We start from the raw sequence: 22,106 nt of genomic DNA on the forward strand, positions 1-22,106 counted from the left end.
CCGCCCGCTACTCGGCCGCGACCTGGCTACGCATCTTCATCATCTTCTGCACCTTCTTCACCGCGCGCTCGCGCTTCAGGCGGGAGAGGTAATCGATGAAGACGATGCCCTCGAGATGGTCCATCTCGTGCTGGATGCAGACCGCGAACAGGTCCTCGGCGATCTCCTCCTTCGCGTTGCCGTCATAGTCGAGATACTCGACCTTGCAGCGCGCCGGGCGTTCGACCTCGTCGAACACGTCCGGGACGGAGAGGCAGCCCTCGGTATAGGGCTTCTTTTCCTCGCACAGCGGGGTGATCACCGGATTGACGAAGACGCGCGGCGCGTTGCGCTGCTCGGACAGGTCCATGACGATGACGCGCTTGTCCACGCCGACCTGGATGGCGGCGAGCCCGATGCCTTCGGCGGCGTACATGGTCTCGATCATGTCGTCGATCAGCGCGCGCAGATCGTCGTCCACCCGTTCGACGGGCTTGGAGACCTGCTTCAGGCGCGGGTCGGGAACAGTGATGATGTCGCGTACGGCCATGGCCCTGAAATAAGCGCGTGCCCGGTTTCGATCAAGTGAACACGCCACGCCCGGGCGCGAGCGGCAAGGCGCTTGCATCCATCCCGTTCAGGGACAGGAACGGACCGGCCTCATGCGCTATTTCGACCTCGACATTCACGACCTCGGCGAACGCGACCTCGCCGCGTGGCGCGCCTTCGCGGCGCCGGGGGGGCGGCTGTCGAGCCCGTATCTGCTGCCCGAGTTCGCGCAGGCCGTCGCGCAGGCCCGCGAGGATGTGCGTGTCCTCGTCGCCGAGGAGAACGGCGCGCCGTGCGCCTTCTTCGCCTATCATGCCGGCCCGGTCGCGCGCCCCGTGGGTGCGCCGATGTCGGACTATCAGGGCGTCGTGGCCCGAAGCGGGACAGCGATCGAGCCGGACGCCCTGCTGACCGCCATGAAGGCCGGCGCGCTCGTCTACGAGAACTGGGCAGGCACGCCCGCCCCCGGCCGGGTGCGCCAGCGCGAGGGCTCCGTCATCATCGATCTCGAAGGCGGCGTACAGGAGTGGCTCCAGCGCCGCCACGCCCTGCACCGGAACCATTTCAGGAAGATCGCGCAGCGCGCGAGGCGGGCCGAGCGCGAGTATGGTCCCGCGCGCATCGTGATCGGCGACGCGGCCGGCGCCCACTTCGAGATGCTGAAGGCCTGGAAGGCGGCGCAGTACCGCGAGACGGGCAAGCTCGACCTGTTCGCGATCCCCTGGGTCGCGACCGTGCTCGCCGGCCTGGCCGCACGCCGCTTCGGCCCGCTGCGCGGACTGACCAGCGCGCTCTACTACGGCGACCGGCTCGCGGCGGTGGAATTCGGTCTCGCCGCGGGCGGGGTCTATCATTCCTGGTTCCCCGCCTACGACCCGGCCTTCGCGCCGGTCTCGCCGGGGCTGCAGCTGCTCCACGGATTGGTCGAGGCCGCACCGCGCCTGTCCATCTCCCGGATCGATCTCGGCAAGGGCGAAAGTCATTACAAGAAGTACTATGGCGACTACGAGGTGCCGTTGAGCCAGGGCCGCGTGCTCGCAAGCTCCCTCGCCGCGGCCGGGATCGCCGGCTGGGATTTCGCCGAATCGATCGCGGCGCGCCTGCCGCGCCCGCTCGCCGACGCGCCTGCCCGCCTGCGGCGGCGCTGGGCGCAGACCAGCGCCTTCGAACCCGACCTGCGCCGCCGGCTCATGCTGATGCGCCAAGCCGTCGGGGACCAGCTCGGCGCGACCCGGCGCGCCTGAGACCTCGGCACGCGTCAATTCCTTGTGAGCGGGCTTTTCAGGCTCGCCTCGCGCCCTATTCTCGGGACCGATTCACATCGGTTTTCCCGGAGACTGCCCATGCTGCGCCCCAGCGCTTCGCTCGCTGCCTGCCTCGTCCTTGCCGCCCCGGCCCTCGGCCAGGTCCAGACCGAGCCCTACGAGAGCGAACAGGCCACCTTCCTCGTGGAGACGGTCGCGGAGGGGCTCGACTATCCCTGGTCGATCGCCTTCCTGCCCGGCGGCGCGATGCTGGTGAGCGAGCGCGAAGGCGGGCTGCGCGTCATCGAGGCCGACGGCACGCTGCGCGAGGCGCCCGTGGCCGGACTTCCCGACGATGTCCTCGTGCTGCGCCAGGGCGGCCTGATGGAGATCGCCCTGCATCCCGACTTCGAGGACAATCGCATCGTCTATCTGAGCTATGCCGAGGGCAGCGAGGACGCCAACCGCACCGCCCTCTACCGGGCCCGCCTGTCGGAGGATCTCTCCCGCCTGGAGCAGGGAGAGGACATCTTCCGCGTCAATTTCGACAAGGCCGCGGGCTTTCATTTCGGCGGGCGCATCCTGTTCCAGGGCGATCACCTCTATCTGACCCTCGGCGAAGGCGGGCGCTACGAGGAGGAGAGCCAGAACCCGGAAAACCATCTGGGCGGCGTGGTGCGGCTCGAACTCGACGGCACCCCGGCCGGCGCGGATATCGGCAACGGCGCCCCGGGCCTGTTCACCTACGGCCACCGGAACGTCCAGGGCATCGACGTCAATCCGTCCACCGGCTCGATCTGGACGGTCGAACACGGGCCGCGCGGCGGCGACGAGCTGAACATCCTCGAAGCGGGGACGAATTACGGCTGGCCGGAAATCACCTACGGCATCAATTACGACGGGACGATCGTCACCGAGGAGCGCGAGCGCGAGGGCCTCGCCCAGCCGGTCTGGTACTGGAACCCGTCCATCGCTCCGGCGGGCATCGCCTTCTATGACGGGGAGGCGTTCGAGCACTGGCAGGGCGATCTGTTCGTCGCGGCGCTTGCCGGCAGCCAGCTCCAGCGCCTCGAGATGGACGGCGATCGCGTCATCGGGGTCGAGCCGCTGCTCGCCGACGCGGGCCTGCGCTTCCGCGACGTCAAGGTCGGCCCGGACGGTGCGCTCTACGTGCTGGTGGACGATTACGAGGGTGCGGTCCTGCGGATCACGCCGGCCGGCTGACCGGGCGCGGAGCGCGCACCGCGAGCGCGGCGACAAGGCCCGCCGCAGCGACCACGGCCGCGCCGGTGGCAAGGTTCGTAACCAGATCGCGTATCGGGCTCTCGCCTGCCATGAAGACGACGAGGCCCGCAGCGAAAGCCGCGAACTGGATCGCGTAGGAGATCAGGACGTTCGACCAGGTCTTGCGCGTCATTTTGCATCACCTTTCCGGCCCCCGGAGACAGCGCTGCAAGACACGGGCCAATTCGTTAACGCGCGCCCCAGGGCGGAGGCGGCGCCTCGACCGGGCCGGCCAGGTCGAAGCGGGCCGCGAAATGGCGGTCCGGCCGGTCGAGGGCATAGGTCAGCGTCTGCGCCTGCGGGTCGAGCGCGAGTGTCCAGACATTGTCCATCGAGGCGGCAATCGCCTCGCGCTCGAACAGGGCCCGGGACTCCGCGTCGGCCGGAAACCGCGCGGTGAGCCCGGTAACGGGCGCCTCGGTCTCGCCGCCATACTGCGTCAGCACGTCCTCGCTGCCGTCCTCGTGGCGGTGGTCGTGCTTCAGGCGCAGCCGCCCGTCCTCGAGCCGGGTCACGACCCAGGTGCGCGAGCGATCGTCGCCGACATGGAGCGGCATGCGCACGGTGGCGGCATCGCATTCGCGCACATGGACCGTCAGGGTCTCGCCCGCCCAGTCCGCGTCGCGCGGATCATCGGACACGACCGAGCCCTGGAAGGCCGCGCCGCACAGGGACTGCAGGCGGGAAAAGAGATCGTCCTGCGCCGCTGGCTCGGGCGCGCAGGCCAGCAGGGCGAGCGGCGCCAGGGCGCAGGGGAGCGCGCGCCTCAAACCGTCCGCCCCCGCGCCTTGTCCTTCAGCGCCTCGAAATCCACCCCGAACATCTCGGCGAGGATCTTCTGGTTGCCGCCCTCGGGATCGGGAACCTGGCCGGCGGTGAGCCCGCCATCGACGACCAGGGCCTGGCCGGTCACGAAGCGCGCCGCGTCGCTGGCGAGATAGAGCACGGCCTCGGCGATGTCGCGACCCTCCCCGCCCACCGGCAGCGGCTGGGCGAACGGGGCGAGCTGGCGCAGCGTCTCGTACTTCTCCTCCGCCTCGTCCTGGGTGAGGCCCATCGCGCGGCCGAACACCGCGGTCGTGATCATGCCCGGATTGACGCAGTTGACCCGGATCCTGTCGGAGGCGAGCCGTACCGCGGCGAGCTTGGTCAGATGAATGATCGCGGCCTTGGCGATGGAATAGTTCACCGGCCCGTAATTGGTCCCGATCCCGGCCACCGAGCTCGTCGACACGATCGCTCCGCCACCCTGCTTCCGCATCACGGGGATGGCGTGCTTGATCCCCAGCAGCGCGGCGCGCACGTGCAGGCTCATCACCCGGTCGAAGGCGTCGGCCCTGATGTATTCCATCTCCGCGTCGGGCTCGGCCGTTCCGGCATTGTTGAACAGGATGTCGAGCCTGCCGAACTCCTCGACCGCCACGTCGATCATCGCCTTGATGTCGTCCTCGCGCGTGACGTCGGTCCTGACGAAGCGGATATCGGGAGAGCCCTGCGCGATCGCCTCGCCGCGATCGGCCTGGATGTCGGCGAGGACCACCTTGGCGCCCTCGGCCTCGAAAAGTTCGACCGTCGCGCGGCCGATCCCGCTCGCGCCGCCGGTAATGACCGCCACCTTGCCGTCGAGCCGTCCGCCCATCATCGTCCTCCCCGTTTTCTCGAACGGCGTTCATGGGAGCATGTTCGCGCGGCTAAGGAAAGCGTCTCGCGAAGGCGGGTGCACCGGGTCCGCAAGGACCGGCCGCCTCAGACGCCGGGGAGCCAGTGGCGGGCCATCTGCCTGCGCCACCGCTCGCGGCGGATCCGGCGGTTCTCGAGATCGGCGATGTGCTCGGCCCAGGACAGCGTCATGAAACCGAGCGAGGCGAGCAGCAGGCCTGACAGGACGAGCGGATCGTGCGCGGGGTCGTCGAAGATCATGAACTGGGCGCCGGCCGCGCCGGTCAGCACGAGCGCCGTTCCCAACACTCTGAGAGCCGCCATGCCGACCTCCCCGCCAAGGCGCGCGAATCGATGCGTGCCGAGGCACAGGATACCCCACGCACGGGTCCGGTCGGCGCGGGGCGGAGAGTTATCCACAGCTTGGCGAGGAAACCCCGCCGGCCCGGCGACCTGCCTCGCCTGAAACCGCCCGTCGAGGGCGGGCGGGGTGGCGACTACAGGCTCTTCTTGCCCTCGCGCCAGCGCTCCATGGACTGGGAGATCGCGAAGGTCTCGCGGTATTTCGGGCTGTCGGAGGGGCGCGGCGGGCGCACGCTCGTCAGCGCCATGATCTCGGCGAGCTTGTTATGGGCCGCGCCGGCCTGGCCGGCGCCGATATAGGCATGCAGTTCGACGAGGGAATCAGACAGCGGGTCGTCGGCGCGGATGACGAAATAGGGCTCGTCCTCGGCGAGATCGGGCAGGCAGTCATACTTGCTCGGATTGGCCCTAGAGCCGAGCGGCGGGCCGGAATGATCGCCGGACGCGGACATGGAAAGCCTCCCTTCGAGAGAATCGGATGGATCGGGCGACAGACTAGCCGGGCCGGGACCTGCTTGTCGCGGGGGCAGAGGCGTTGCGCCGCAGGCCTGCGGCGCAAGGCTAGGCCGGCCGGCCGAGCAGCGCCTCCACGCTGGCGCCGCGCGCCATGGACTGCCCGAAGAACAGGCGCATCACGCCGGGAGCTCCCTCGAAGGGAACGCGTGTGAGATGGGCGGCAAGGTCCGGCGCAATCGAGCCCTCGGGGGCAAGGGGCACGAGATCGGCCACCGCCTGCTCGAACCGCCCACGGTCGACGGCCTCGTCTCCTGTGAGATCGGCGATGCGCTCGAGCACCACGACCGAGCAGGCCGGCGAGGCGCCCGCGTCGCGCAGCGTCGTCAGCGACATGCCGTCCAGGACCTGGGCGCGCTGGCGCGCCACGCCGTTATAGATGCCGAACATCATCGAGCCGTGCTCGGCATCGGCCGCGCTGGTGAAGATCTGGTGACCGAGCAGCAGGGCGCGGCCGTGATAGCGCACGCCCTCCACGCCGGCGGTGAAGTGCAGGCGCGAGCGGCCGCGCCATTCGATCATGGTGATGTCGTGAATGAAGCGCCCCGGCAGGTCGTGGGAGGCGCGCGTCGAGCGCCAGATCCCCTCGTAGGCCGAGCCGCGCTGCCGGGTGTTGCGCACCGATTCCTCGTAGATGCTCTCGGGCAGCCAGTCTCCCGGCCGGCCCGCCGGACCGGCGATGTCGGGCAGGTCCACCCCGAGCCGCTCGGCGAAGTCCGGCAGGGTGCGCTCCCAGTCGATCAGGGTGAACCCCTCGATCCGCTCGCCGACATAGCGGCTCAGGAGCGCGAGATTGTGCTCGGAGGGATGGACCGAGCCGGCCACCCAGCGCCCGACCAGGGACTTGTCGACATTGAGCGCGGAGGCGAGCGCGGTGCGGCTCATCACCAGCGCCTTGAGAACGAGCCCGAGCTTGTCGGAGAAGTCCGCGATCTTCATTCGACAACCCTGCCGCAGGATGCGCGGCCTTGCAACTCCTATTCAACCCTTGCGCAACCGTGGTTCCAGGCGATGCGCGCGCCGGCGGACGCCGATGCATCTGCACGCTCCCCCCGCATTCGACCAGAACCCGCCCCGTTCGAAGCGCCGGGTGGTCCGGCGCGCAACGCAAATGGAGAACAGGTATGAAAATCCTTTCCCCCCTGAGCGTGGCCGCCGGCGTCCTGCTGCTGGTCACCGGCCCGCTTGAAGCCCAGTCGCGCTCCGACCGCGACGAGCCCCGCGTGGAACGCGAGGAGCGCCGCGGCAACGGCCTCGCGCGGTTCGCCGCCCGGGCCCTCGGCGCCAGCGAGGAGGAGGCCGAAGCCGCCGCCCTCCTGCTGCCCGCCGTCCAGCAGCTGCGTGCGTCCGGCCGCCGTGACGGCGACAGGGAGCGCGCCGCGGGTGATCTCGACGGCGACGGCGTCGTGGGCCTTGCCGACTGCGAACTCGCCCTGCGCAACCCGGAGGGCCTCGAGCAGGCCGCGTTCGACTATCTGCTCGAGATCGAGCGCATCAAGGGCGAGTCCGGCGAGGACCTGAGTGGCTGCGGCGAGCAGCTCGGCCTGCTCCTGCCCGCGGTGCAGAAAATCCGCGACTGACCGGGTGCCGGCGCGTCCCGTCCCCCGGCGCGCCGGCAGCCCTTCCCTCGATCCAGGAGAACCGAGATGACCCGCCTCATTCCCGCCGGCGCGATCGCGATCGCGCTGGCCGCCCCGGCCTTGGCCGACGAGACCCACCTGCCCACCCCGGTGCACGACATCATCGTCACCAACTACATTCCCGCCATCCAGGTCTCGGTGACGAACGTCTCCCAGAGCCCGTGGGCCGAAGAGCGCGAGCTTCGCGTCACCAGCGCGGATCCCCAGATCGCGATCGACGGCCAGGTCTGGTGCGAGCACGCCCTCGGCACCCAGGCCTACGCGGTCCGGGCCCGGGCCTATCTGGCCAACGCCGTGCTGCAGAGCAGCGAGGTGTTCGTGCTGGCCGCGAGCGGGGCCTCGGCGCCGCAGAACTTCTCCGGCACGCACGCGCTGGAGAATTTCGAGCTGCAGATCGATTACGACATTCCGAGAAGCTGGGACTCCGGCGCCACGCTCACCTTCAATCCGGTGAGGGTCGTGGAGGAGCGCCTGGAAAGCTTCGTCGGGAACGGTGCGGGCACGCCGGCCGACTTCCTGCGTACCGATGACGTGTTCGAAACCTCGATCACGCTGAGCGTCGCCGGCTGGTGCCGGTGGAGCGAGTTCGAACCCAACAAGGAATACGGCGGCCTGCGCAAGATCGAGATCCCGGTTCACATCTTCTACCGGCGCGATCCCGACGCCCGCGACCGCGTCACCGCCATGGATACGCCCGGAACGGTGGCCGCTGCCGAACCGTCACGGGCGCGCCCGCAGGTGTCCACGCGCGATGGCTCGGCGAGGCCGCCCGCGAGCGACACCCGCCCGGCCCGGGCAAGGCCGGTGCGCGCCCGGCCGGAGTGACGCCTCGCGAAGGCGCCGGGCGGACCCTCCCCGCCCGGCGCCCTTGCCGGTTGCGCAACCGGTGACGCGCGCTGCTGCAACTTCCCGACGCCCCCTCCAGGGGCGAGATTGGCATCGACTGCAGCCGCGCCACCGGCCCGGCTGCGCTTTCAAGGAGATCCGACGATGAAGACCCTGCTTGCCCTGAGCCTGTCGAGCGCGCTCGCGCTGGGTGCGTTCGTCCCCGCTTATGCCCAGCAGGAGCGGGCCGGCCGGGCCGAGCGCGGCGCGGTGGCCGCCCCCGAGACGCCGCAGGAGACTATCGGGGTCGAACCCGACGAGATCGATGCGCGCGCCCAGGATGAGCGCGCCGGCCTGCTCCTGCCGGCCGTCCAGAAATACACCGGCGCGGACGGCGAGCCCTGCCCGGCGGCCGGCTATATCCATATCGACGGCGTCGACGGCGAAACGGCCGGGGCCGCTGGCAGGCCCGCACGGGCCGCGCCGGCCGACCTGGCGCCCCGCGCGCCCGCCCCCGAGCCCTGTCAGCCCCAGGCGACGAATTTCGGCGTGCTTCTGGACGGCACGTCCCAGTCCGGCGGCAGCGACGAGGACGAGGGCGAGGAAAGCCGCGCCCCCGGCGAGGCGGAGATCACGCTGAAGGCGCCGCCCGCGCCGAACGACTAGACGCCGCATTCACGCTGGAGGATCCCATGCGCCACCGCCTGCTTCTCGCCGCGGCCTGCCTGACCGCCGCCGCTGCCTCGCCCGCACAGGGTGACGAGACCGACTTCCCCATGGCGATGCAGGACATCGTCATCACGTCCCATCACGCACCGATCCAGATCACGGTGCGCAACATCTCCGCCAGCACCGATCCGGCCGAGCGCGAGCTGCGCGTCGTCTCTGCCGACCCCCAGATCGAGGTCACCGGCCAGGTGTGGTGCAAGACCGCGCTGGGCACGCAGGCCTACGCCACGCGCGTCCAGGCGATGATCGCCAACGTCACGCTGTGGGCGAACGACGACATCTTCGATGTCGGCAATGCCGGCCAGTCCCACATCCAGACCTTCCCGGGCAATCCGGAGATCGCAAATTTCGATCTCGACTTCACCTACGAGGTTCCCGAGAGCTGGGATCCCGAGACCCTGGTGGAGCTGAGGATGAATCCGGTGGAGATCGTCGAGGACCGCCTCGCGACCTTCGTGCAGAACGGGGCGGGCAGCGCGGCCGACTTCCTGCGGACCACCGACGTGTTCGAGACGTCGGTCCCTCTCTCCGTCATCGGCTGGTGCCGCTGGGACGAGTACGAGGCCGGCCAGGAATACATGGGCGTGCGCAAGCGCGAGATTCCGGTGCGGATCTTCTATCAGGGCGACCCGGACATCGCCGACCCGATCGTGACGGTCGGCGGCGCGAACCAGGTCGCCGCGCAGCCGGCAGACCGGGCGCGGGCCACGCTGGCCCCGGCGCGCGGTACGCAAGGCGCCCCGCCGGCGCGCACCGATCCGCCGCGGCGGGCCCGGCCCAACCGCTGACCGCCGCCTCGCGCGCCCCTCATCGCGAGAGATGCAGCACGATCTCGCGGGTATGGGGCGCGTCGCGGTGCTCGAAGAGATAGAGCCCCTGCCAGGTGCCCAGCGCGAGCCGGCCCCCGCCGACCGGAACCGACAGCGAGACCGCGGTCAGCGCGCTCCTGATGTGGGCGGGCATGTCGTCGGCCCCCTCGGTGGTGTGCCTGAGCCAGGCCATGGAGGGATCGTCCCCGCGCGGGACGAGACGGGCGAAGAACTCCTGCAGGTCGCGGCGCACGTCCGGATCGGCATTCTCCTGGATCACCAGAGAGGCCGAGGTGTGGCGCACGAAGCAGGTCAGCAGGCCCTCCTCAGCCCCGCAATCGCGAACGAACGATCGTGCGGCTTCGGTGAAGTCGTAGAGGCCGGGGCCGGCGGTCTCGATGCGGATGCGGGTCTGCGTCATGCGTCCAGCCCGTTGAGCTCCCAGCGCCGCACCGGCTTGGCGAAGCCGCCGGAGCTCTCGTAGAGCGCCTCGGCGGCCTCGGTTTCGGAACTCGTCCACATCAGGAAGGTCGCCGGGCTCTCGCGCACGTCTTCCACGACCGCCTCGAACAGGGCACGGCCCGCGCCCTCCCCGCGCCCTTCCCTGCCGACGCAGACCTCGGCGAGCCAGGCCCCGGCACCCCCGTGGCCGCTGTCGTAATAGGCGTGCCAGACCGCATAGCCGATCGGCTCGCCGTCGGCGCGCTCGGCCACGAGCACGTGGAAGCTCGCATCGGCGGAGAACAGCGTCTTCCTGATGTTCTCCGGCGTGCAGTGCGCCGTGGAATCGCCGACCACCTCGTTGAGCTCGCGCGACAGGCGGGCAATGGCGGCCGCATCCTTCGGGCGCGCGGCGCGGATCGTCACATCGGCGGGGCTCATGAAACCTCCCTCGGCCTGTGTCCGGAACGTCCGGTGCGGACGATCCGTTGCTCTACACGAACTCATAGCCGATTTGCACACCGGAGGCCCCCATGCGCATCGCCTACGCTATCGCGATCATCCTGCTCGTCATCGGCGGGCTCGCCTGGGGCATCGTCGGGCTGTTCGACGTCAACATCCTGGAAATGTTCGGCATCCGCAGCCCCGTCACGATCGCGATCTATGTCCTGATCGGCCTGGCCGCGATCCTCGTGGCGATCGGCGGGCGGCGCTATCTGCGCGCCGGCGAGCACGAGAGCCGGCCCGAGGGCGCCCAGCCGCCCGAGGGCGGAACGCCCGTGACCGGCCGAAAGACCGAGCGCACGAAGACTGCCGGCACCCCCGCCCGCCCCTCGAAGGCCGGCGAGCCGACCGAGCCGGCCGGCACCGGCGCCAAGGGCGCCGGCCCGCGCGGCAAGGAATAGCCCGCCCGGTCTCGCATGAAGATCACAGCCCCGGCCCGCCGCCGGGGCTTTTCGCGACCGCTACCGAATACGGCCATCGAATTTCGCAATCCCGCTTCCGCCCCGCCCCGGTCTGGCACATAGTCGCGGCGAGAGCCTTCACCGGGAGAATTCGCGATGACCGACCGCCGCCTTGCCGGGTTTCTGAGCGTGCTTGCCAGCCTGTTCGCAGGCGCGTGCGGGCAGGAGGCGAGCTACATGCCCGCCCCGCCGCCCCCGCCGGTGGCCATGGAGCGGGCCGAGAGTGTCACCGTGACCGGCGCCCGGATGCAGGCGCCTGCGGACGGGCTGCCCGCCGAGGCTCCGGCCGAAGCCTATCTGGCCTACAGCCACAGCCTCTCCCTGCGCCTGCCGGCCGGCGAGCTGACCGCGCTCTACCAGGCCCATGTCTCGGCCTGCCAGGCGGCCGGCCTGGCGCGCTGCCAGATCGTCCATGCCCAGCTGAACGAGCCCGGCAGCGACAGGCCGAGCGCCTGGCTCGCCCTGCGCGCCGAACCGGGCTGGATCGGGACCTTCCGGAACGGGCTGGAGAGCGAACTCGGCGCGGCCGGCGGCGAGATCGTCTCGGAACAGACCTCGGTGGAGGATCTCACCACCCAGATCGTGGACGGCGAGGCCCGCCTGCGCGCCCGGCTCGCCCTGCGCGACCGCCTGCAGGACATGCTGGAGACGCGCGAGGGCGATCTGGAGGACATCCTCGCGGTCGAACGCGAGCTTGCCGACGTCCAGTCCGATATCGAGGCGCGCGAGAGCGTGCTCGCGGCGCTGCGCCAGCGGGTGACCTTCTCCCAGCTCAATCTGAACTACCAGGCCGCCGTGTCGCCGGCGGCCTCCTCCAATTTCGAGCCGATCGCGCGGGCGTTCGAGGACATGACGCGCGTCTTCGCCGAAGCGGTCGGCGCGCTCATCCTGTTCCTCGCGGCCGCCCTGCCCTGGCTGGTCGTCGGCGTGCCGGCGGTCTGGCTTCTGGCGCGCTGGCTCGGGCGGATCCTCGCCCGGCGCAAGGCCGCGAAGGCCTAGACGGTCACTCCGTCGGCGCGCCGGGCGAGAGCAGGTCCGGCGCGGCCTCCTCGCGGCGCTCCTCCTCCACGCGGCGGGCGATCGCGGTGTCGGGCGTGGTGTCGGGAGGCTGTGCCGGCGCGGCGGGAGCCGCGGCCGGGCCGTCGCGCGCCGGGGGCGGCGCGGCGGGAAGGGCAGGCACCGCCTCGCCCTCGATCGCGATGCGGTAGGTCGGGTCGGGCAGGACAAAACCGGCCGCCTCGAGCGCGGCCTTGACCGCCGCGATGGCCGCCGAGCGCGACTTGGCGAAATCGGCCGCTTCCTGGTCGATCCAGGCGGCGAAGAACAGATTGACCGTGGACTCGCCCACCTCCTCGATGATCGCGAGCGGGCCGGGATCGGCGAGCGTGAAGTCGAGCGCCTGCAGCGCGGCGGCGCCGGTCTCGATCGCGGCGAGCGCGTCCTGGTCGGGGTCGAGCCCGACGCGGAACTCGAAACGGCGTTCCGGATTGCGCGTGTAGTTGAGGATCACCGCCTTGAACACGGCGGCATTGGGGATGCGCAGGTGATTGCCCTGCAGCGTCATCAGGATCGTCGCGCGCGAGGTGAGCCGGATCACCCGGCCCTCATGGCCGTCGATCACCACGTGATCGTTCGGCCGGAAGGGCTGGCGCACCGACAGCAGGATCGAGGCGATGTAGTTCTCGATCGTGTCCTTGTCCGCGAAGCCGACGGCCAGCCCGATCACGCCCGCCGCGCCCAGCAGAGCGCCCAGGAAGGCCGTGGCGTCCAGGAGGCTCAGCGCGGAAATGACGCCGAGCACGAGGGAAAGCGTCAGCACCGAGGTCGCCAGCAGATCGGCGACGAAACGGTTCGGCGCGAGGCGCTGCCACAGCGCGGACCAGCGCGACAGCAGCCAGCCTGCAAACGCGATGGCGAGGAAGACCGCGAGGGCGAGCGCGAGCAGCGGTGCGCTGCGCACCACCCCCTCCACCTGCGCCTCCAGCTCGCCGAAGGCCGGGGCGATGCGGGTGGAGACATCGACGTCGCGTGCGATGCGGTTCTCCACCGTGACGACGCCCTCCACGCGGCCGGCGAGCGCCTCGGCGCGCTGGGCCGCCTCGGCGGTCAGCGTCTCGCCGGTCAGCGTGACGACGCCGGCGGTGACGGAGACCTCCACCCCGGCAAGGCTCTCGATCTGGGAAAAGATCGCCCTGATGCGCTGCGCGATGGCGGCATCCTCGGGAGCCTCGCCCTCGGTGACGATCTCGCCGTCGGGCTCGGCGGGAGGTTCCTGCGCGAGCGCGGGGGCGGCGAGGAGGAGGAGGGCGAGCAGGCAGCTCGCGATGAAGCGCGGTAGAGCTACGGTCATGTCTCCCCTCGACGCGGTGCCCGGGACAAACCGGCCCGGGGCGCGAGAGGTTGCATGCCAGGCCGGCGCGCGGCTGCGGGGCCGGTCAAGTGGTGCCAGACGGACACGGAAGCAAAAACCCCGGCGTCTCCGCCGGGGTTTCTCGTGCCGGCTCCCGGCCAGCCTCGCCTTGCAGGGCGCTACCGAGCCTGCGGTTGCGCCGCGGGTCGACATCATGCGGGGTCGAACAGGAAATGGCTGCTGTCATAGTCCAGTGCGAAGCGCGGCAGGCGCGAGAGCAGGTTCATGCCCAGGATGATGGCGGGCCGCTCCGCCAGACCGAAGGCACCAAAGATCGGAGCCTCCGCGAATGCGACCGGGACCGCCTCCAGACGCGCCGTGCCGATGCGCAGCGTCGCGGTATAGCCATCCCGGAAGTCCATCTCATGCTGGCTCACCCCGGCGGCCTCGCGCCGGGTCGAGAGTGCCTCGTTCTCGCTCGCCAGCGCTTCCATCAAGGTGCGGTTGGCGAAGCTCTCGGCCGCGCCGGTATCGATCACGGCCGTCGTCGCGACGCCGTCGATCTCGATCTGCACCAGGAAGAAGCCGCCATGAAGGATTTCCGCCGGCAGGTGTCCCGCGAGCGGGCGTGCGCCCGCTCCGTCGAAGCCGATGGTCATGGCCTCGAAATCGAAACTCAGCCGCCCCCGGGCGAAGACATCCTGGCCCAGTATCCCGTCATGGGCGTGCCCCCCTTGGTCGTGCTCCCCGGTCAGCGAGACGACCAGGCGGTCCTCAAGGCGCTGGCCCCCTGCCTCGATCGATTCAAGCAAATACATCGGCACGGTGCGCACGCCCGATGCACCATGCAGGCGTGCCTGATGCTCCGGATCGGGCTGCAGCGCGAGGGCATCAATGACGCGCGCCCCGATCGCCGTGCTTTGTGCAGCGGTATCGATCGCGAACATGAACTCGGCCGTGTCATTGAGCCGGACCGTGATCGCAGGCCGGCCCTCGGCGTCGAAGACGATCGCCGCGCCATCGCCCACGGCGGCGGAGGTGGTCCCAGCATGTGAAGCGGTTGAGGCGGCCGAACAGAGCACGCAGCCTGCGGCAATCAGGTGAAGCAATTTCATGTCGGGTCTCCTTCGACAGGGGAAGAGACCGAGTCCCTACTCCGACGCGCGAACCGCCGTATTGGAATTTCGTGATCCCGACACCGCGACCGCGCGGATGGCGCCCGGCGTCTGGCCCAGCCTGGCGGTCACGGCACGCGTGAGATGAGCCTGATCATAGAAGCCCGTCATAACGGCGATCTCGCTGATGGGTTCATCGCTCTCGCGCAGCAGCCGCAGGGCCTGGGCAAGCGCCGCATTGCGCCGCGTCAGCCGGGGGGAACAGCCATAGTGGCGCGCATAGAGGCGGGAGAAGTGCTCACGCGAGACGGTGAAGCGACGGGCCGTCGCATCAATACGCCCGGGTTCGGAGATCATCTCGGCGCGCGCGTCGGCAAGCCAGGCCGGCGGCCCGTCCTCGCCCAAGCAGGCAAGAATCGCACGCGCCACGAGTTCGTAGAGGATCAATTCGGCCAGCAAGGGGTCGGAGGTGATGTCGTTAGGGTCCGCGTCCAGGCCGTCGAGGACGTGGTGCCGCCGCTCGAGTCGGTGCGACAGACGCGATTGCAGCGCGCGGTCGGTGATGTGGATGTTTCGGCACCGAGCGCCATCCTCACCGCACCGGATTTCGTGCGCGAGACCGGCCGGTGAGAGTCGCCAGGTCCCGGCCCGGACATGGAATCCGCCGGAGTCCCCAGCCTCTTCGAAGCCGCCCGCCGCCACGTAGAGCAAGTGCCAGCTTTCATGGACATGGCCGCCATGGCACTCGCCAGGGGCCATGACAAATGAGGTTTCACAGAACGCAGTTGCAGCCGGTCGCGCAGGAGGGGCGGTCATCTTCACAGACAAGCGCACCGGCCCCGTCACGGCGATTGCCGTCAGGTTAAATCGCGGAAAGGCGGACGGCCCCCTAGCTGTCCAGGAAGCTGCGAAGCTTCCGCGACCGGCTCGGGTGCTTGAGTTTCCTGAGCGCCTTGGCCTCGATCTGGCGGATGCGTTCGCGGGTGACCGAGAACTGCTGGCCGACCTCTTCGAGCGTGTGGTCGGTGTTCATGCCGATGCCGAAGCGCATGCGCAGCACGCGCTCCTCGCGCGGGGTGAGGCTCGCCAGCACGAGCGTGGTGGTCTCGCGCAGGTTGGAGTGGATGGCCGCATCGATGGGCAGGACGGCGTTCTTGTCCTCGATGAAGTCGCCGAGATGGCTGTCCTCCTCGTCCCCGATCGGGGTTTCCAGGGAGATCGGCTCCTTGGCGATCTTCATCACCTTGCGCACCTTCTCCAGCGGCATGGAGAGCTTCTCGGCGAGCTCCTCCGGGGTCGGCTCGCGGCCGATCTCGTGCAGCATCTGGCGGCTGGTGCGAACGATCTTGTTGATCGTCTCGATCATGTGGACCGGGATGCGGATGGTGCGCGCCTGGTCGGCGATCGAGCGGGTGATGGCCTGACGGATCCACCAGGTGGCGTAGGTGGAGAACTTGTAGCCGCGGCGGTATTCGAACTTGTCGACCGCCTTCATGAGGCCAATGTTGCCTTCCTGGATGAGATCGAGGAATTGCAGGCCGCGATTGGTGTATTTCTTCGCGATCGAGATCACCAGGCGCAGATTGGCCTCGACCATCTCCTTCTTGGCCACGCGGGCTTCGCGCGCACCCTTCTGGACGGTGTGCACGATGCGGCGGAAATCGTCGATCGGAACGCCGGATTCCTGGGCCAGCGTCGCGATCTCCTCGCGGATGGCCTCGGCCTCCTTGCGCTCGCGATCGGCGAATTTCGCCCAGGCCTTGGACTTCTTGGCCATCTCGTCGATCCAGTTCGGATCGAGCTCGTGGCCGTGATATTCCTTCAGGAAGTCCAGGCGCGGCACGCCGTGGGCCTCGGCCATGCGCAGGAGCTTGCCCTCCAGGCCCACCAGGCGCTTGTTGATCGCGTCGAGCTGTTCGACCAGGGCCTCGATACGCGCATTGTTGAGATGCAGCGAATTGAGGTTGGCGACGATGCTCTCCGACAGCGCCTCGTAGGCGTCCCTGTCCTTCTTCGACAGGTCCTTGCCTTCCATGCGCTGGGTGACGAGCTTGTCCTGCAGCCGGCGGAAACTCTCGAAATCGGACGCGACCGCGTCCAGGGTCTCCATCACCCCCTCGCGCAGCTCGGCCTCCATGGCCGCAAGCGAAAGGTTCGCGCCTTCCTCGTCCTCGTCCTCGTCGACGGCTTCGCCCTCGCCCTCTTCGGACTCGGTCTCCTCCGCGCCGTCGCCGGACTGCTCGCGGCGGGCCTTGGCTTCCTCGGCCGCCTTGGCGCCGGGCGAGCCGGGGCCGCCGGTCGCGGAGTGGTCGGGCTTGGTTCCGCCATAGGTGGCGTCGAGATCGATGATGTCGCGCAGAAGCACCTGACCCGACTGGAGCTCGTCGCGCCAGACCATGATGGCCTCGAAGGTCAGCGGGCTTTCGCACAGCCCGCGGATCATCGCGTTGCGGCCCGCCTCGATGCGCTTGGCGATGGCGATCTCGCCCTCGCGGGACAGCAGTTCGACACTGCCCATCTCGCGCAGATACATGCGCACCGGATCGTCGGTGCGGTCCTGGGCGGCGCCGGTGTTCTGCCCGGCAACCGCGGTCTTGGACTTCTTCGCGACGGCGGTGGAGCCGGACTCCTCCTCGTCCTCGGAGTCGCCCTCGGAGTCGGGCTCGGCCTCCTCGAACTCCTCCTCGGAGTCCACCACGGTGATCCCCATCTCGGAGAGCTGGGAGAGGATGTCCTCTATCTGCTCTGAGGAAAACTCTTCGGAAGGAAGGACCTTGTTGAGTTCGTCATGCGTGACGTAGCCGCGCTTCTTCGCGGCCTTGATCATCGCCTTGACGGACTGATCGGTCAGATCGAGCAGCGGGCCGTCCTGGGACTCCGGTGCCGCCGTCTCGGTCGTCTCGGTCGCCGTTTTCGCCATGTGAGATTAGAGCTCCTCGAGCTTCCCATGCAGACGCGCGCGAAGTGCTATCGCGCGCCGCCTTTGTTCACCCTGCCGCGCCGCATCGCGGCGACGACTTTCTTCAGCTCATCGGAATTGCCGCCCTCGAATACGCCCTCAAGGCGTGCGCGCTCTTCAGCCTGACGGGCTTCCTGACTGAGCTTATCCATATAAGAAGCCGCAAGGCGGCGCCAAGCCTCCGCCCGGGCGTCCATTGCAGCTTGATCACCCCCCATGGCAGCGCGCATCGGCGCGCGCTCGGCTTCGAGACGTTTCAGACTTTGCGAGAACCCGCGTTCGGCCAGGACGGCGCGGAGCCCGCCGGCGCGCGCAAGGTCCTCAGAAGAGCAGGCGTCTAGAACGCCGTCACGCAGGCTGTCAAGCGGACCGAGGGGAAGCTCGGCGAGGGTCTCGGCCTCGTTCTCCGCGATTTCCGGCCATTCGATCGCGGCGAGCAGGAGCTGACGCGCCGGCGCGCTCGCCCGCGGCGCGGCGCGGGCGGCCTTGAGCGAGGCCGTCGCCGGGCCCGCGAGGGGGTCCTTGTCCCGCCGCCAGCCGCGTTCGCCCCGCGTCCGGCGACCGGCGAAGCCCGCGCCCAGCTCGGCGGCCAGGCGCCGGTCGAACTCGGCGGTGTACTCGTTCCTGAGGTCGGCATCGTTGATCTTCGCGACCAGCGCGCGCAGGCGCTTTCGAAAGCTCGCGCGGGCGTCGGGATCGGTCAGCGGCTCGAGCGCCTTCTCGCGCTCCCACAGCACGTCGATCAGCGGGCGCGGCTCGGCGATCGCCTCGCGCAGGGCCTGCGCGCCCCGCTCGCGCAGCATGTCGTCGGGATCCTGGCCTTCGGGCAGGAAGGCGAAGCGCAACGTCCTGCCCGCCTCGAGAAGCGGCAGGGCGCGCTCGGCCGCGCTCGCCGCGGCGCGCACGCCGGCGCTGTCGCCGTCGAGGCAGACCACCGGCTCGCCGCCGGCGCGCCACAGAAGGCGCAGCTGGTCCTCGGTCAACGCCGTGCCGAGCGGGGCGACGGCATGGCCCATCCCGGCGCGGGCGAAGGCGATGACGTCCATGTAGCCCTCCGCCACGATGAGGCCCCTGGCCTTGACGCCCGGGTCGGACGCGAAGCGGCGCGCCTCGGGGAAGCGGTAGAGGCAGGAGCCCTTGTGGAAGAGCGAGGTCTCCGGCGAATTCAGGTATTTCGCGCGCGCGTCCGAGGACAGGGCGCGCCCGCCGAACGCCACCAGCCGGCCGCGCGCGTCGTGGATCGGAAACATCACCCGGTCGCGGAAGCGGTCATAGGGCTCGCCTCCGCCCTCGGGCTCGATGAGCAGGCCCACTTCGAGGAGTTCGGCGCTTTTGGCGCCCTCGGCGAGCAGGAAATCCTTCAGCGCGCGGCGCGAGTTCGGCGCGTAGCCGATCGAGAAGCGCTCGCACTCCTTCATCGACAGGCCGCGCCGGGAGAGATAGGCGCGCGCCTCGGCCCCCTCGGACCCCTTCAGCTTCCTCTCGAAGAAGGCCTGCGCGGCCTCCATCCACTCCACCAGCGACTTCTTGCGCTCCTCGCGCCGGGCCGCCTCCGGATCGGGCCTCGGCATGTCGAGCCCGGCTTCGCTCGCGAGCTGCTCGACCGCCTCGATGAAGGAGAGCCCTTGGGTTTCCTGCAGCCAGGTGATGACGTCGCCGTGCTTCTGGCTGGCGAAGCAGTGATAGAAGCCCTTTTCGTCATTGACGAAGAAGGAGGGCGTGCGCTCCTTCTTGAACGGGCTCAGCCCGACCCATTCGCGGCCCTGGCGCTTGAGCGCGACCGAGCGCCCGATCAGGTCGGACGGGCGCACACGCGCCTTGATCTCGTCGATGAAGCCGTCGGGCAGGGACATGGGGCGATAGTGCTCGGTGCTTGGCCGCACAGACTACGCCGGGAGGAGGCGGCGAGTCATCCGATCCGCGCCGCTGAACTGGTACGCGGCGGTGGTCCTAAGCCGCCCCGGTAAGGCGCGACTTCACCTCGGCGCCTGCCTTGGAGAAGTCCATGCGTCCCGAATAGCGGTCCTTCAGCGTGCCCATGCACTTGCCCATGTCCTTCAGGCCCGTCGCGCCGAGCTCGTCGACCACCTCGTCGACGGCCTTCGCGATCTCCTTCTCGCACATGGGCCTGGGCAGGTATTCGCGCACAATGTCGGCCTCGGCGCGCTCGCGTTCGGCGAGGTCGAGCCGGCCGGCCTTCTCGTAGGTCTCCGCGCTTTCCTCGCGCTGCTTGACGAGCTTCTGGAGGAGCGAGAGGACTTCGCCTTCGCCGCAACCCTCGCAGCGATCCTCCGCGCGCGCGGCGATGTCGCGGTCCTTGATGGCGGCCTGGATGAGCCGCAGCGTGTTCAGGCGCAGGGAATCCTTCGCCCGCATCGCATCCTTCAGGTCCGCGAGGATTCGTTCGCGAATGTGCATCTCACATCCTTCCGGCCGGGGCGCGCATCACAGCGCGAGTCGCAAGCCATTGTAAAACCAACCGTTTTTAGGACCGCCTTCGACTTGACGCAAAGGGGTGCCTCCCATAACGTCCGCGCGTTTATCCGCAGGGCGCGCTTTGCACGGGCGAGCGCGCCGTCGCGGGTCCCGCGCAGCGTCAAGGAGCGGTCAGGTATGTCGGAAACGATCGAGAATCAAGTGCGCGGGAAATCACGTTTCCTGAAGGACCTCTCCAGAGCCGAGATCGAGGCGGCCACCGGCGCGGTGGTCCTTGCCGACGGCAGCGTGTTCCTGGGACAGGGCGCAGGCGCGACGGGCACGGCGACCGGGGAGCTGTGCTTCAACACGGCGATGACCGGCCACCAGGAAATCCTCGCCGATCCCTCCTATGCCGGCCAGGTCGTGTGCTTCACCTTCCCCCATATCGGCAATGTCGGGGCGAACCAGGAGGACGAGGAAGCCGCGTCCGACCAGGCCAGGCGCGCCGCGGTGGGAATGGTCAGCCGCGCTAAGATCACCCCGCCGGCGAGCTGGCGCGCCGAACAGGGCTTCGAGGAATGGCTGGCGAGCCGCGGTATCGTCGCGGTCACCGGCATCGACACGCGCACCCTGACCCGGCGCATCCGCGAGGAGGGCATGCCGATGGTCGCCATAGGGCATGCCCGGGACGGCAGGCTCGACCTGGACAAGCTCGTCGCGCTGGCGAAGGAAGCCCCCACGATGGAGGGCCGGGAACTCACCCGCGAGGTCACCGGCGCGGCCGCCGGCGGCTGGCAGAGCGCCGACTGGAAATGGCCCGAGGGCTATGCCGAGGGTCCGAAGTCCGGACCCAAGGTCGTCGTGCTCGATTACGGGGTGAAGGCGAATATCCTGCGCCGCCTCGCCGGGGCGGGCGCGCGCGTGCACGTCATGCCGGGCAGCTCGAGCGCTGAGGACGTCATCCGGGAGAAGCCGGACGGGGTCGTGGTCAGCAACGGGCCGGGCGATCCGGCCGAGACCGGCAAGTTCGCGCTGGCCACCATTCGCGGCGTGATCGAGGCGGGAATCCCGGTTCTGGGCATCTGCCTCGGACACCAGATGATCGCGCTCGCGATCGGGGCGAAGACCGTGAAGATGACGCAGGGCCATCACGGCGCGAACCATCCGGTGAAGAACATCGAGACCGGCCAGGTGGAGATCGTGTCGATGAACCACGGCTTCGCGGTCGATCGCGACAGCCTGCCGGACAACGCGAAGGAGACCCACGTCTCGCTGTTCGACGGGACCAATTGCGGCTTCATGCTGACCGACAAGCCGGTCACTTCCGTCCAGCACCATCCCGAGGCGAGCCCGGGCCCGCAGGACAGCTTCGCGGTCTTCGAGAAGTTCGTCGGGTCGCTGGCACGCGGCTGAGCCGGCTTGGCGAAGCGCGCGAAGCGTCCGACACTCGCGCCCATGAGCGCATCCGATCACCCGCCCGCGACGCTGGAAGAGCGCCTCAAGCGCGCCCTCGTGCCGCCGCGCCTGGAGCTCGCGCGCATCACGCGGCGCGAGCTGAAGAAGGGCGAGCCGGAGCTGCGCCTCCTGCCCCATCTCCTCGACCGCAGCCGCGCGGCGATGGATATCGGCGCGAACCGGGGAATCTGGGCCGGGCTGATGGCCCGCCACTGCGGGACGGTCTGGGCCTTCGAACCGAACCCGAAGCTGTTCGCGGTGCTCGAGCGCGCCGCCGCGCCCAATGTCGAGTGCCGCCGGATCGCGCTGTCCGATGCGGCCGGCGAGGCGATGCTGATGATCCCCGGCGAGGCCGGGCGCTATTCCAACCAGGGCGCCTCGCTCAGCCGCGACAAGATCGGCACCCGGGCGCACATGAGCGTCAGCGTCGATGCCGCGCGCCTCGACGATCTCGACCCGCCGCCGACCGGTTTCCTGAAGATCGACGTCGAGGGCCACGAGCGCGCCGTCATCGAGGGCGCACGCGGCCTCATCGCGCGCGACCGGCCGGTGATGATCGTCGAGATGGAGGAACGCCATACCGGCCGCGAGATCTCCGGCGAGCTCGACTTCGTGGAAGCGCTCGGCTACCGCACCCTGGTCCTGAAGGAGGGCCAGCTCTCGGCCCGGTCCCGCTTCGACCCGGACGCGGACCACCGCGCGCGCGCCGGCAAGCCCGGCTATATCAACAACTTCATCTTCCTTCCCGAGTGACGCCACCCCGCGCGCCGCGCAATTCCGCGCCCGGGCGAATCTGATCATAGTGTGAT

Annotated in this window: 25 protein-coding genes; 10 read left to right on the forward strand and 15 right to left on the reverse strand. The window is 69.5% G+C overall.

Features of this window, described 5'->3' with window-relative positions; all coding sequences use genetic code 11:
- Window positions 1-7: 7 nt before the first annotated feature.
- Entirely contained in the window at window positions 8-529 is a 522-nt protein-coding gene (locus JW792_RS08020; protein ID WP_135996222.1) for a peptide deformylase, read from the reverse strand.
- A 112-nt stretch (window positions 530-641) separates the two neighbouring features.
- Here JW792_RS08020 and JW792_RS08025 point away from each other — a divergent pair, with 112 nt between their 5' ends.
- Both JW792_RS08025 and JW792_RS08030 read left to right on the forward strand, forming a co-directional pair.
- Window positions 642-1,772, forward strand: a complete 1,131-nt coding sequence (locus tag JW792_RS08025) for a GNAT family N-acetyltransferase (RefSeq protein WP_135996221.1) — start codon at window positions 642-644, stop codon at window positions 1,770-1,772.
- Window positions 1,773-1,871: 99 nt separating this feature from the next.
- Window positions 1,872-2,996 (forward strand): PQQ-dependent sugar dehydrogenase, encoded by a 1,125-nt coding sequence (locus JW792_RS08030; RefSeq protein WP_135996220.1) that lies wholly within the window; start codon window positions 1,872-1,874, stop codon window positions 2,994-2,996.
- Here JW792_RS08030 and JW792_RS08035 read toward each other — a convergent pair.
- The 6 genes from JW792_RS08035 to JW792_RS08060 form a co-directional block, all read right to left on the reverse strand.
- Window positions 2,980-3,189: a hypothetical protein gene (locus tag JW792_RS08035; protein WP_135996219.1), complete on the reverse strand. Its 210-nt coding sequence runs from the start codon at window positions 3,187-3,189 to the stop codon at window positions 2,980-2,982. The genes JW792_RS08030 and JW792_RS08035 overlap by 17 nt on opposite strands.
- 55 nt (window positions 3,190-3,244) lie before the next feature.
- The gene (locus JW792_RS08040) at window positions 3,245-3,826 is read right to left on the reverse strand and encodes a hypothetical protein (RefSeq protein ID WP_135996218.1); all 582 of its coding nucleotides are present in this window, start codon (window positions 3,824-3,826) and stop codon (window positions 3,245-3,247) included.
- Window positions 3,823-4,695, reverse strand: a complete 873-nt coding sequence (locus tag JW792_RS08045; RefSeq protein WP_158291614.1) for an SDR family oxidoreductase — start codon at window positions 4,693-4,695, stop codon at window positions 3,823-3,825. The genes JW792_RS08040 and JW792_RS08045 overlap by 4 nt, the downstream gene beginning before the upstream one ends.
- A 107-nt stretch (window positions 4,696-4,802) precedes the next feature.
- Entirely contained in the window at window positions 4,803-5,039 is a 237-nt protein-coding gene (locus tag JW792_RS08050) for a hypothetical protein (protein ID WP_135996216.1), read from the reverse strand.
- A gap of 173 nt (window positions 5,040-5,212) precedes the next feature.
- Window positions 5,213-5,530, reverse strand: a complete 318-nt coding sequence (locus JW792_RS08055; protein ID WP_135996215.1) for an aspartate decarboxylase — start codon at window positions 5,528-5,530, stop codon at window positions 5,213-5,215.
- 109 nt (window positions 5,531-5,639) lie between these two features.
- Window positions 5,640-6,530, reverse strand: coding sequence for a helix-turn-helix domain-containing protein (locus JW792_RS08060; RefSeq protein WP_135996214.1), 891 nt, complete (start codon window positions 6,528-6,530; stop codon window positions 5,640-5,642).
- Between the two features lie 185 nt (window positions 6,531-6,715).
- On the opposite strand from JW792_RS08060, the gene JW792_RS08065 reads away from it, so the two are divergent.
- The 4 genes from JW792_RS08065 (at window position 6,716) to JW792_RS08080 (ending at window position 9,573) form a co-directional block, all read left to right on the forward strand.
- Window positions 6,716-7,171, forward strand: a complete 456-nt coding sequence (locus JW792_RS08065; RefSeq protein WP_135996213.1) for a hypothetical protein — start codon at window positions 6,716-6,718, stop codon at window positions 7,169-7,171.
- A 66-nt stretch (window positions 7,172-7,237) separates the two neighbouring features.
- A complete protein-coding gene (locus tag JW792_RS08070; RefSeq protein ID WP_135996212.1) occupies window positions 7,238-8,056 on the forward strand; it encodes a hypothetical protein in 819 nt (272 codons plus the stop codon).
- A gap of 165 nt (window positions 8,057-8,221) precedes the next feature.
- Window positions 8,222-8,722, forward strand: coding sequence for a hypothetical protein (locus JW792_RS08075; protein ID WP_135996211.1), 501 nt, complete (start codon window positions 8,222-8,224; stop codon window positions 8,720-8,722).
- Window positions 8,723-8,748: 26 nt separating this feature from the next.
- Window positions 8,749-9,573 carry a hypothetical protein gene (locus JW792_RS08080; RefSeq protein WP_135996210.1) on the forward strand — a complete coding sequence of 275 codons (825 nt, stop codon included), beginning with the start codon at window positions 8,749-8,751 and terminating at the stop codon, window positions 9,571-9,573.
- A 19-nt stretch (window positions 9,574-9,592) separates the two neighbouring features.
- On the opposite strand, the gene JW792_RS08085 is transcribed toward JW792_RS08080, so the two are convergent.
- Window positions 9,593-10,015 carry a secondary thiamine-phosphate synthase enzyme YjbQ gene (locus JW792_RS08085; RefSeq protein ID WP_135996209.1) on the reverse strand — a complete coding sequence of 141 codons (423 nt, stop codon included), beginning with the start codon at window positions 10,013-10,015 and terminating at the stop codon, window positions 9,593-9,595.
- On the reverse strand, window positions 10,012-10,476 hold the full coding sequence (locus JW792_RS08090; RefSeq protein ID WP_158291613.1) for a GNAT family N-acetyltransferase: 465 nt from the start codon (window positions 10,474-10,476) through the stop codon (window positions 10,012-10,014). The genes JW792_RS08085 and JW792_RS08090 overlap by 4 nt, the downstream gene beginning before the upstream one ends.
- A 92-nt stretch (window positions 10,477-10,568) precedes the next feature.
- Here JW792_RS08090 and JW792_RS08095 point away from each other — a divergent pair, with 92 nt between their 5' ends.
- Both JW792_RS08095 and JW792_RS08100 read left to right on the forward strand, forming a co-directional pair.
- Entirely contained in the window at window positions 10,569-10,940 is a 372-nt protein-coding gene (locus tag JW792_RS08095; protein ID WP_135996207.1) for a DUF378 domain-containing protein, read from the forward strand.
- 156 nt (window positions 10,941-11,096) lie between these two features.
- A complete protein-coding gene (locus tag JW792_RS08100; protein WP_135996206.1) occupies window positions 11,097-11,999 on the forward strand; it encodes a DUF4349 domain-containing protein in 903 nt (300 codons plus the stop codon).
- A gap of 4 nt (window positions 12,000-12,003) precedes the next feature.
- On the opposite strand, the gene JW792_RS08105 is transcribed toward JW792_RS08100, so the two are convergent.
- From JW792_RS08105 to JW792_RS08130, 6 genes are all read right to left on the reverse strand, one after another.
- On the reverse strand, window positions 12,004-13,350 hold the full coding sequence (locus JW792_RS08105; RefSeq protein WP_135996205.1) for a mechanosensitive ion channel domain-containing protein: 1,347 nt from the start codon (window positions 13,348-13,350) through the stop codon (window positions 12,004-12,006).
- A gap of 212 nt (window positions 13,351-13,562) precedes the next feature.
- Window positions 13,563-14,465: an aspartyl protease family protein gene (locus JW792_RS08110; RefSeq protein ID WP_135996204.1), complete on the reverse strand. Its 903-nt coding sequence runs from the start codon at window positions 14,463-14,465 to the stop codon at window positions 13,563-13,565.
- A gap of 36 nt (window positions 14,466-14,501) precedes the next feature.
- Window positions 14,502-15,167, reverse strand: coding sequence for a helix-turn-helix domain-containing protein (locus tag JW792_RS08115; RefSeq protein WP_241095112.1), 666 nt, complete (start codon window positions 15,165-15,167; stop codon window positions 14,502-14,504).
- A gap of 187 nt (window positions 15,168-15,354) precedes the next feature.
- Complete coding sequence (rpoD, locus tag JW792_RS08120; protein ID WP_135996202.1) at window positions 15,355-17,385, reverse strand: RNA polymerase sigma factor RpoD; 2,031 nt, start codon at window positions 17,383-17,385, stop codon at window positions 15,355-15,357.
- A 47-nt stretch (window positions 17,386-17,432) separates the two neighbouring features.
- Window positions 17,433-19,277 (reverse strand): DNA primase, encoded by a 1,845-nt coding sequence (gene dnaG / locus JW792_RS08125; RefSeq protein ID WP_135996201.1) that lies wholly within the window; start codon window positions 19,275-19,277, stop codon window positions 17,433-17,435.
- A gap of 97 nt (window positions 19,278-19,374) precedes the next feature.
- Window positions 19,375-19,842 carry a GatB/YqeY domain-containing protein gene (locus JW792_RS08130; RefSeq protein WP_135996200.1) on the reverse strand — a complete coding sequence of 156 codons (468 nt, stop codon included), beginning with the start codon at window positions 19,840-19,842 and terminating at the stop codon, window positions 19,375-19,377.
- A gap of 195 nt (window positions 19,843-20,037) precedes the next feature.
- Here JW792_RS08130 and carA point away from each other — a divergent pair, with 195 nt between their 5' ends.
- The gene (gene carA, locus JW792_RS08135; RefSeq protein WP_135996199.1) at window positions 20,038-21,255 is read left to right on the forward strand and encodes a glutamine-hydrolyzing carbamoyl-phosphate synthase small subunit; all 1,218 of its coding nucleotides are present in this window, start codon (window positions 20,038-20,040) and stop codon (window positions 21,253-21,255) included.
- A 42-nt stretch (window positions 21,256-21,297) separates the two neighbouring features.
- Window positions 21,298-22,050, forward strand: a complete 753-nt coding sequence (locus tag JW792_RS08140) for an FkbM family methyltransferase (RefSeq protein ID WP_135996198.1) — start codon at window positions 21,298-21,300, stop codon at window positions 22,048-22,050.
- Window positions 22,051-22,106 lie beyond the last annotated feature (56 nt).

The organism is Marinicauda algicola, assembly GCF_017161425.1.
GTDB classification, from domain to species: Bacteria; Pseudomonadota; Alphaproteobacteria; order Caulobacterales; family Maricaulaceae; genus Marinicauda; species Marinicauda algicola.

Excerpts from the sequence above, each read along its gene's own strand:
- JW792_RS08020 (WP_135996222.1), bottom strand. The coding sequence starts at position 529 with ATGGCCGTACGCGACATCATCACTGTTCCCGACCCGCGCCTGAAGCAG.
- JW792_RS08025 (WP_135996221.1), top strand. The coding sequence starts at position 642 with ATGCGCTATTTCGACCTCGACATTCACGACCTCGGCGAACGCGACCTC.
- JW792_RS08030 (WP_135996220.1), top strand. The coding sequence starts at position 1,872 with ATGCTGCGCCCCAGCGCTTCGCTCGCTGCCTGCCTCGTCCTTGCCGCC.
- JW792_RS08035 (WP_135996219.1), bottom strand. The coding sequence starts at position 3,189 with ATGACGCGCAAGACCTGGTCGAACGTCCTGATCTCCTACGCGATCCAG.
- JW792_RS08045 (WP_158291614.1), bottom strand. The coding sequence starts at position 4,695 with ATGGGCGGACGGCTCGACGGCAAGGTGGCGGTCATTACCGGCGGCGCG.
- JW792_RS08050 (WP_135996216.1), bottom strand. The coding sequence starts at position 5,039 with ATGGCGGCTCTCAGAGTGTTGGGAACGGCGCTCGTGCTGACCGGCGCG.
- JW792_RS08055 (WP_135996215.1), bottom strand. The coding sequence starts at position 5,530 with ATGTCCGCGTCCGGCGATCATTCCGGCCCGCCGCTCGGCTCTAGGGCC.
- JW792_RS08060 (WP_135996214.1), bottom strand. The coding sequence starts at position 6,530 with ATGAAGATCGCGGACTTCTCCGACAAGCTCGGGCTCGTTCTCAAGGCG.
- JW792_RS08065 (WP_135996213.1), top strand. The coding sequence starts at position 6,716 with ATGAAAATCCTTTCCCCCCTGAGCGTGGCCGCCGGCGTCCTGCTGCTG.
- JW792_RS08070 (WP_135996212.1), top strand. The coding sequence starts at position 7,238 with ATGACCCGCCTCATTCCCGCCGGCGCGATCGCGATCGCGCTGGCCGCC.
- JW792_RS08075 (WP_135996211.1), top strand. The coding sequence starts at position 8,222 with ATGAAGACCCTGCTTGCCCTGAGCCTGTCGAGCGCGCTCGCGCTGGGT.
- JW792_RS08080 (WP_135996210.1), top strand. The coding sequence starts at position 8,749 with ATGCGCCACCGCCTGCTTCTCGCCGCGGCCTGCCTGACCGCCGCCGCT.
- JW792_RS08085 (WP_135996209.1), bottom strand. The coding sequence starts at position 10,015 with ATGACGCAGACCCGCATCCGCATCGAGACCGCCGGCCCCGGCCTCTAC.
- JW792_RS08090 (WP_158291613.1), bottom strand. The coding sequence starts at position 10,476 with ATGAGCCCCGCCGATGTGACGATCCGCGCCGCGCGCCCGAAGGATGCG.
- JW792_RS08095 (WP_135996207.1), top strand. The coding sequence starts at position 10,569 with ATGCGCATCGCCTACGCTATCGCGATCATCCTGCTCGTCATCGGCGGG.
- JW792_RS08100 (WP_135996206.1), top strand. The coding sequence starts at position 11,097 with ATGACCGACCGCCGCCTTGCCGGGTTTCTGAGCGTGCTTGCCAGCCTG.
- JW792_RS08105 (WP_135996205.1), bottom strand. The coding sequence starts at position 13,350 with ATGACCGTAGCTCTACCGCGCTTCATCGCGAGCTGCCTGCTCGCCCTC.
- JW792_RS08110 (WP_135996204.1), bottom strand. The coding sequence starts at position 14,465 with ATGAAATTGCTTCACCTGATTGCCGCAGGCTGCGTGCTCTGTTCGGCC.
- rpoD (WP_135996202.1), bottom strand. The coding sequence starts at position 17,385 with ATGGCGAAAACGGCGACCGAGACGACCGAGACGGCGGCACCGGAGTCC.
- dnaG (WP_135996201.1), bottom strand. The coding sequence starts at position 19,277 with ATGTCCCTGCCCGACGGCTTCATCGACGAGATCAAGGCGCGTGTGCGC.
- JW792_RS08130 (WP_135996200.1), bottom strand. The coding sequence starts at position 19,842 with ATGCACATTCGCGAACGAATCCTCGCGGACCTGAAGGATGCGATGCGG.
- carA (WP_135996199.1), top strand. The coding sequence starts at position 20,038 with ATGTCGGAAACGATCGAGAATCAAGTGCGCGGGAAATCACGTTTCCTG.
- JW792_RS08140 (WP_135996198.1), top strand. The coding sequence starts at position 21,298 with ATGAGCGCATCCGATCACCCGCCCGCGACGCTGGAAGAGCGCCTCAAG.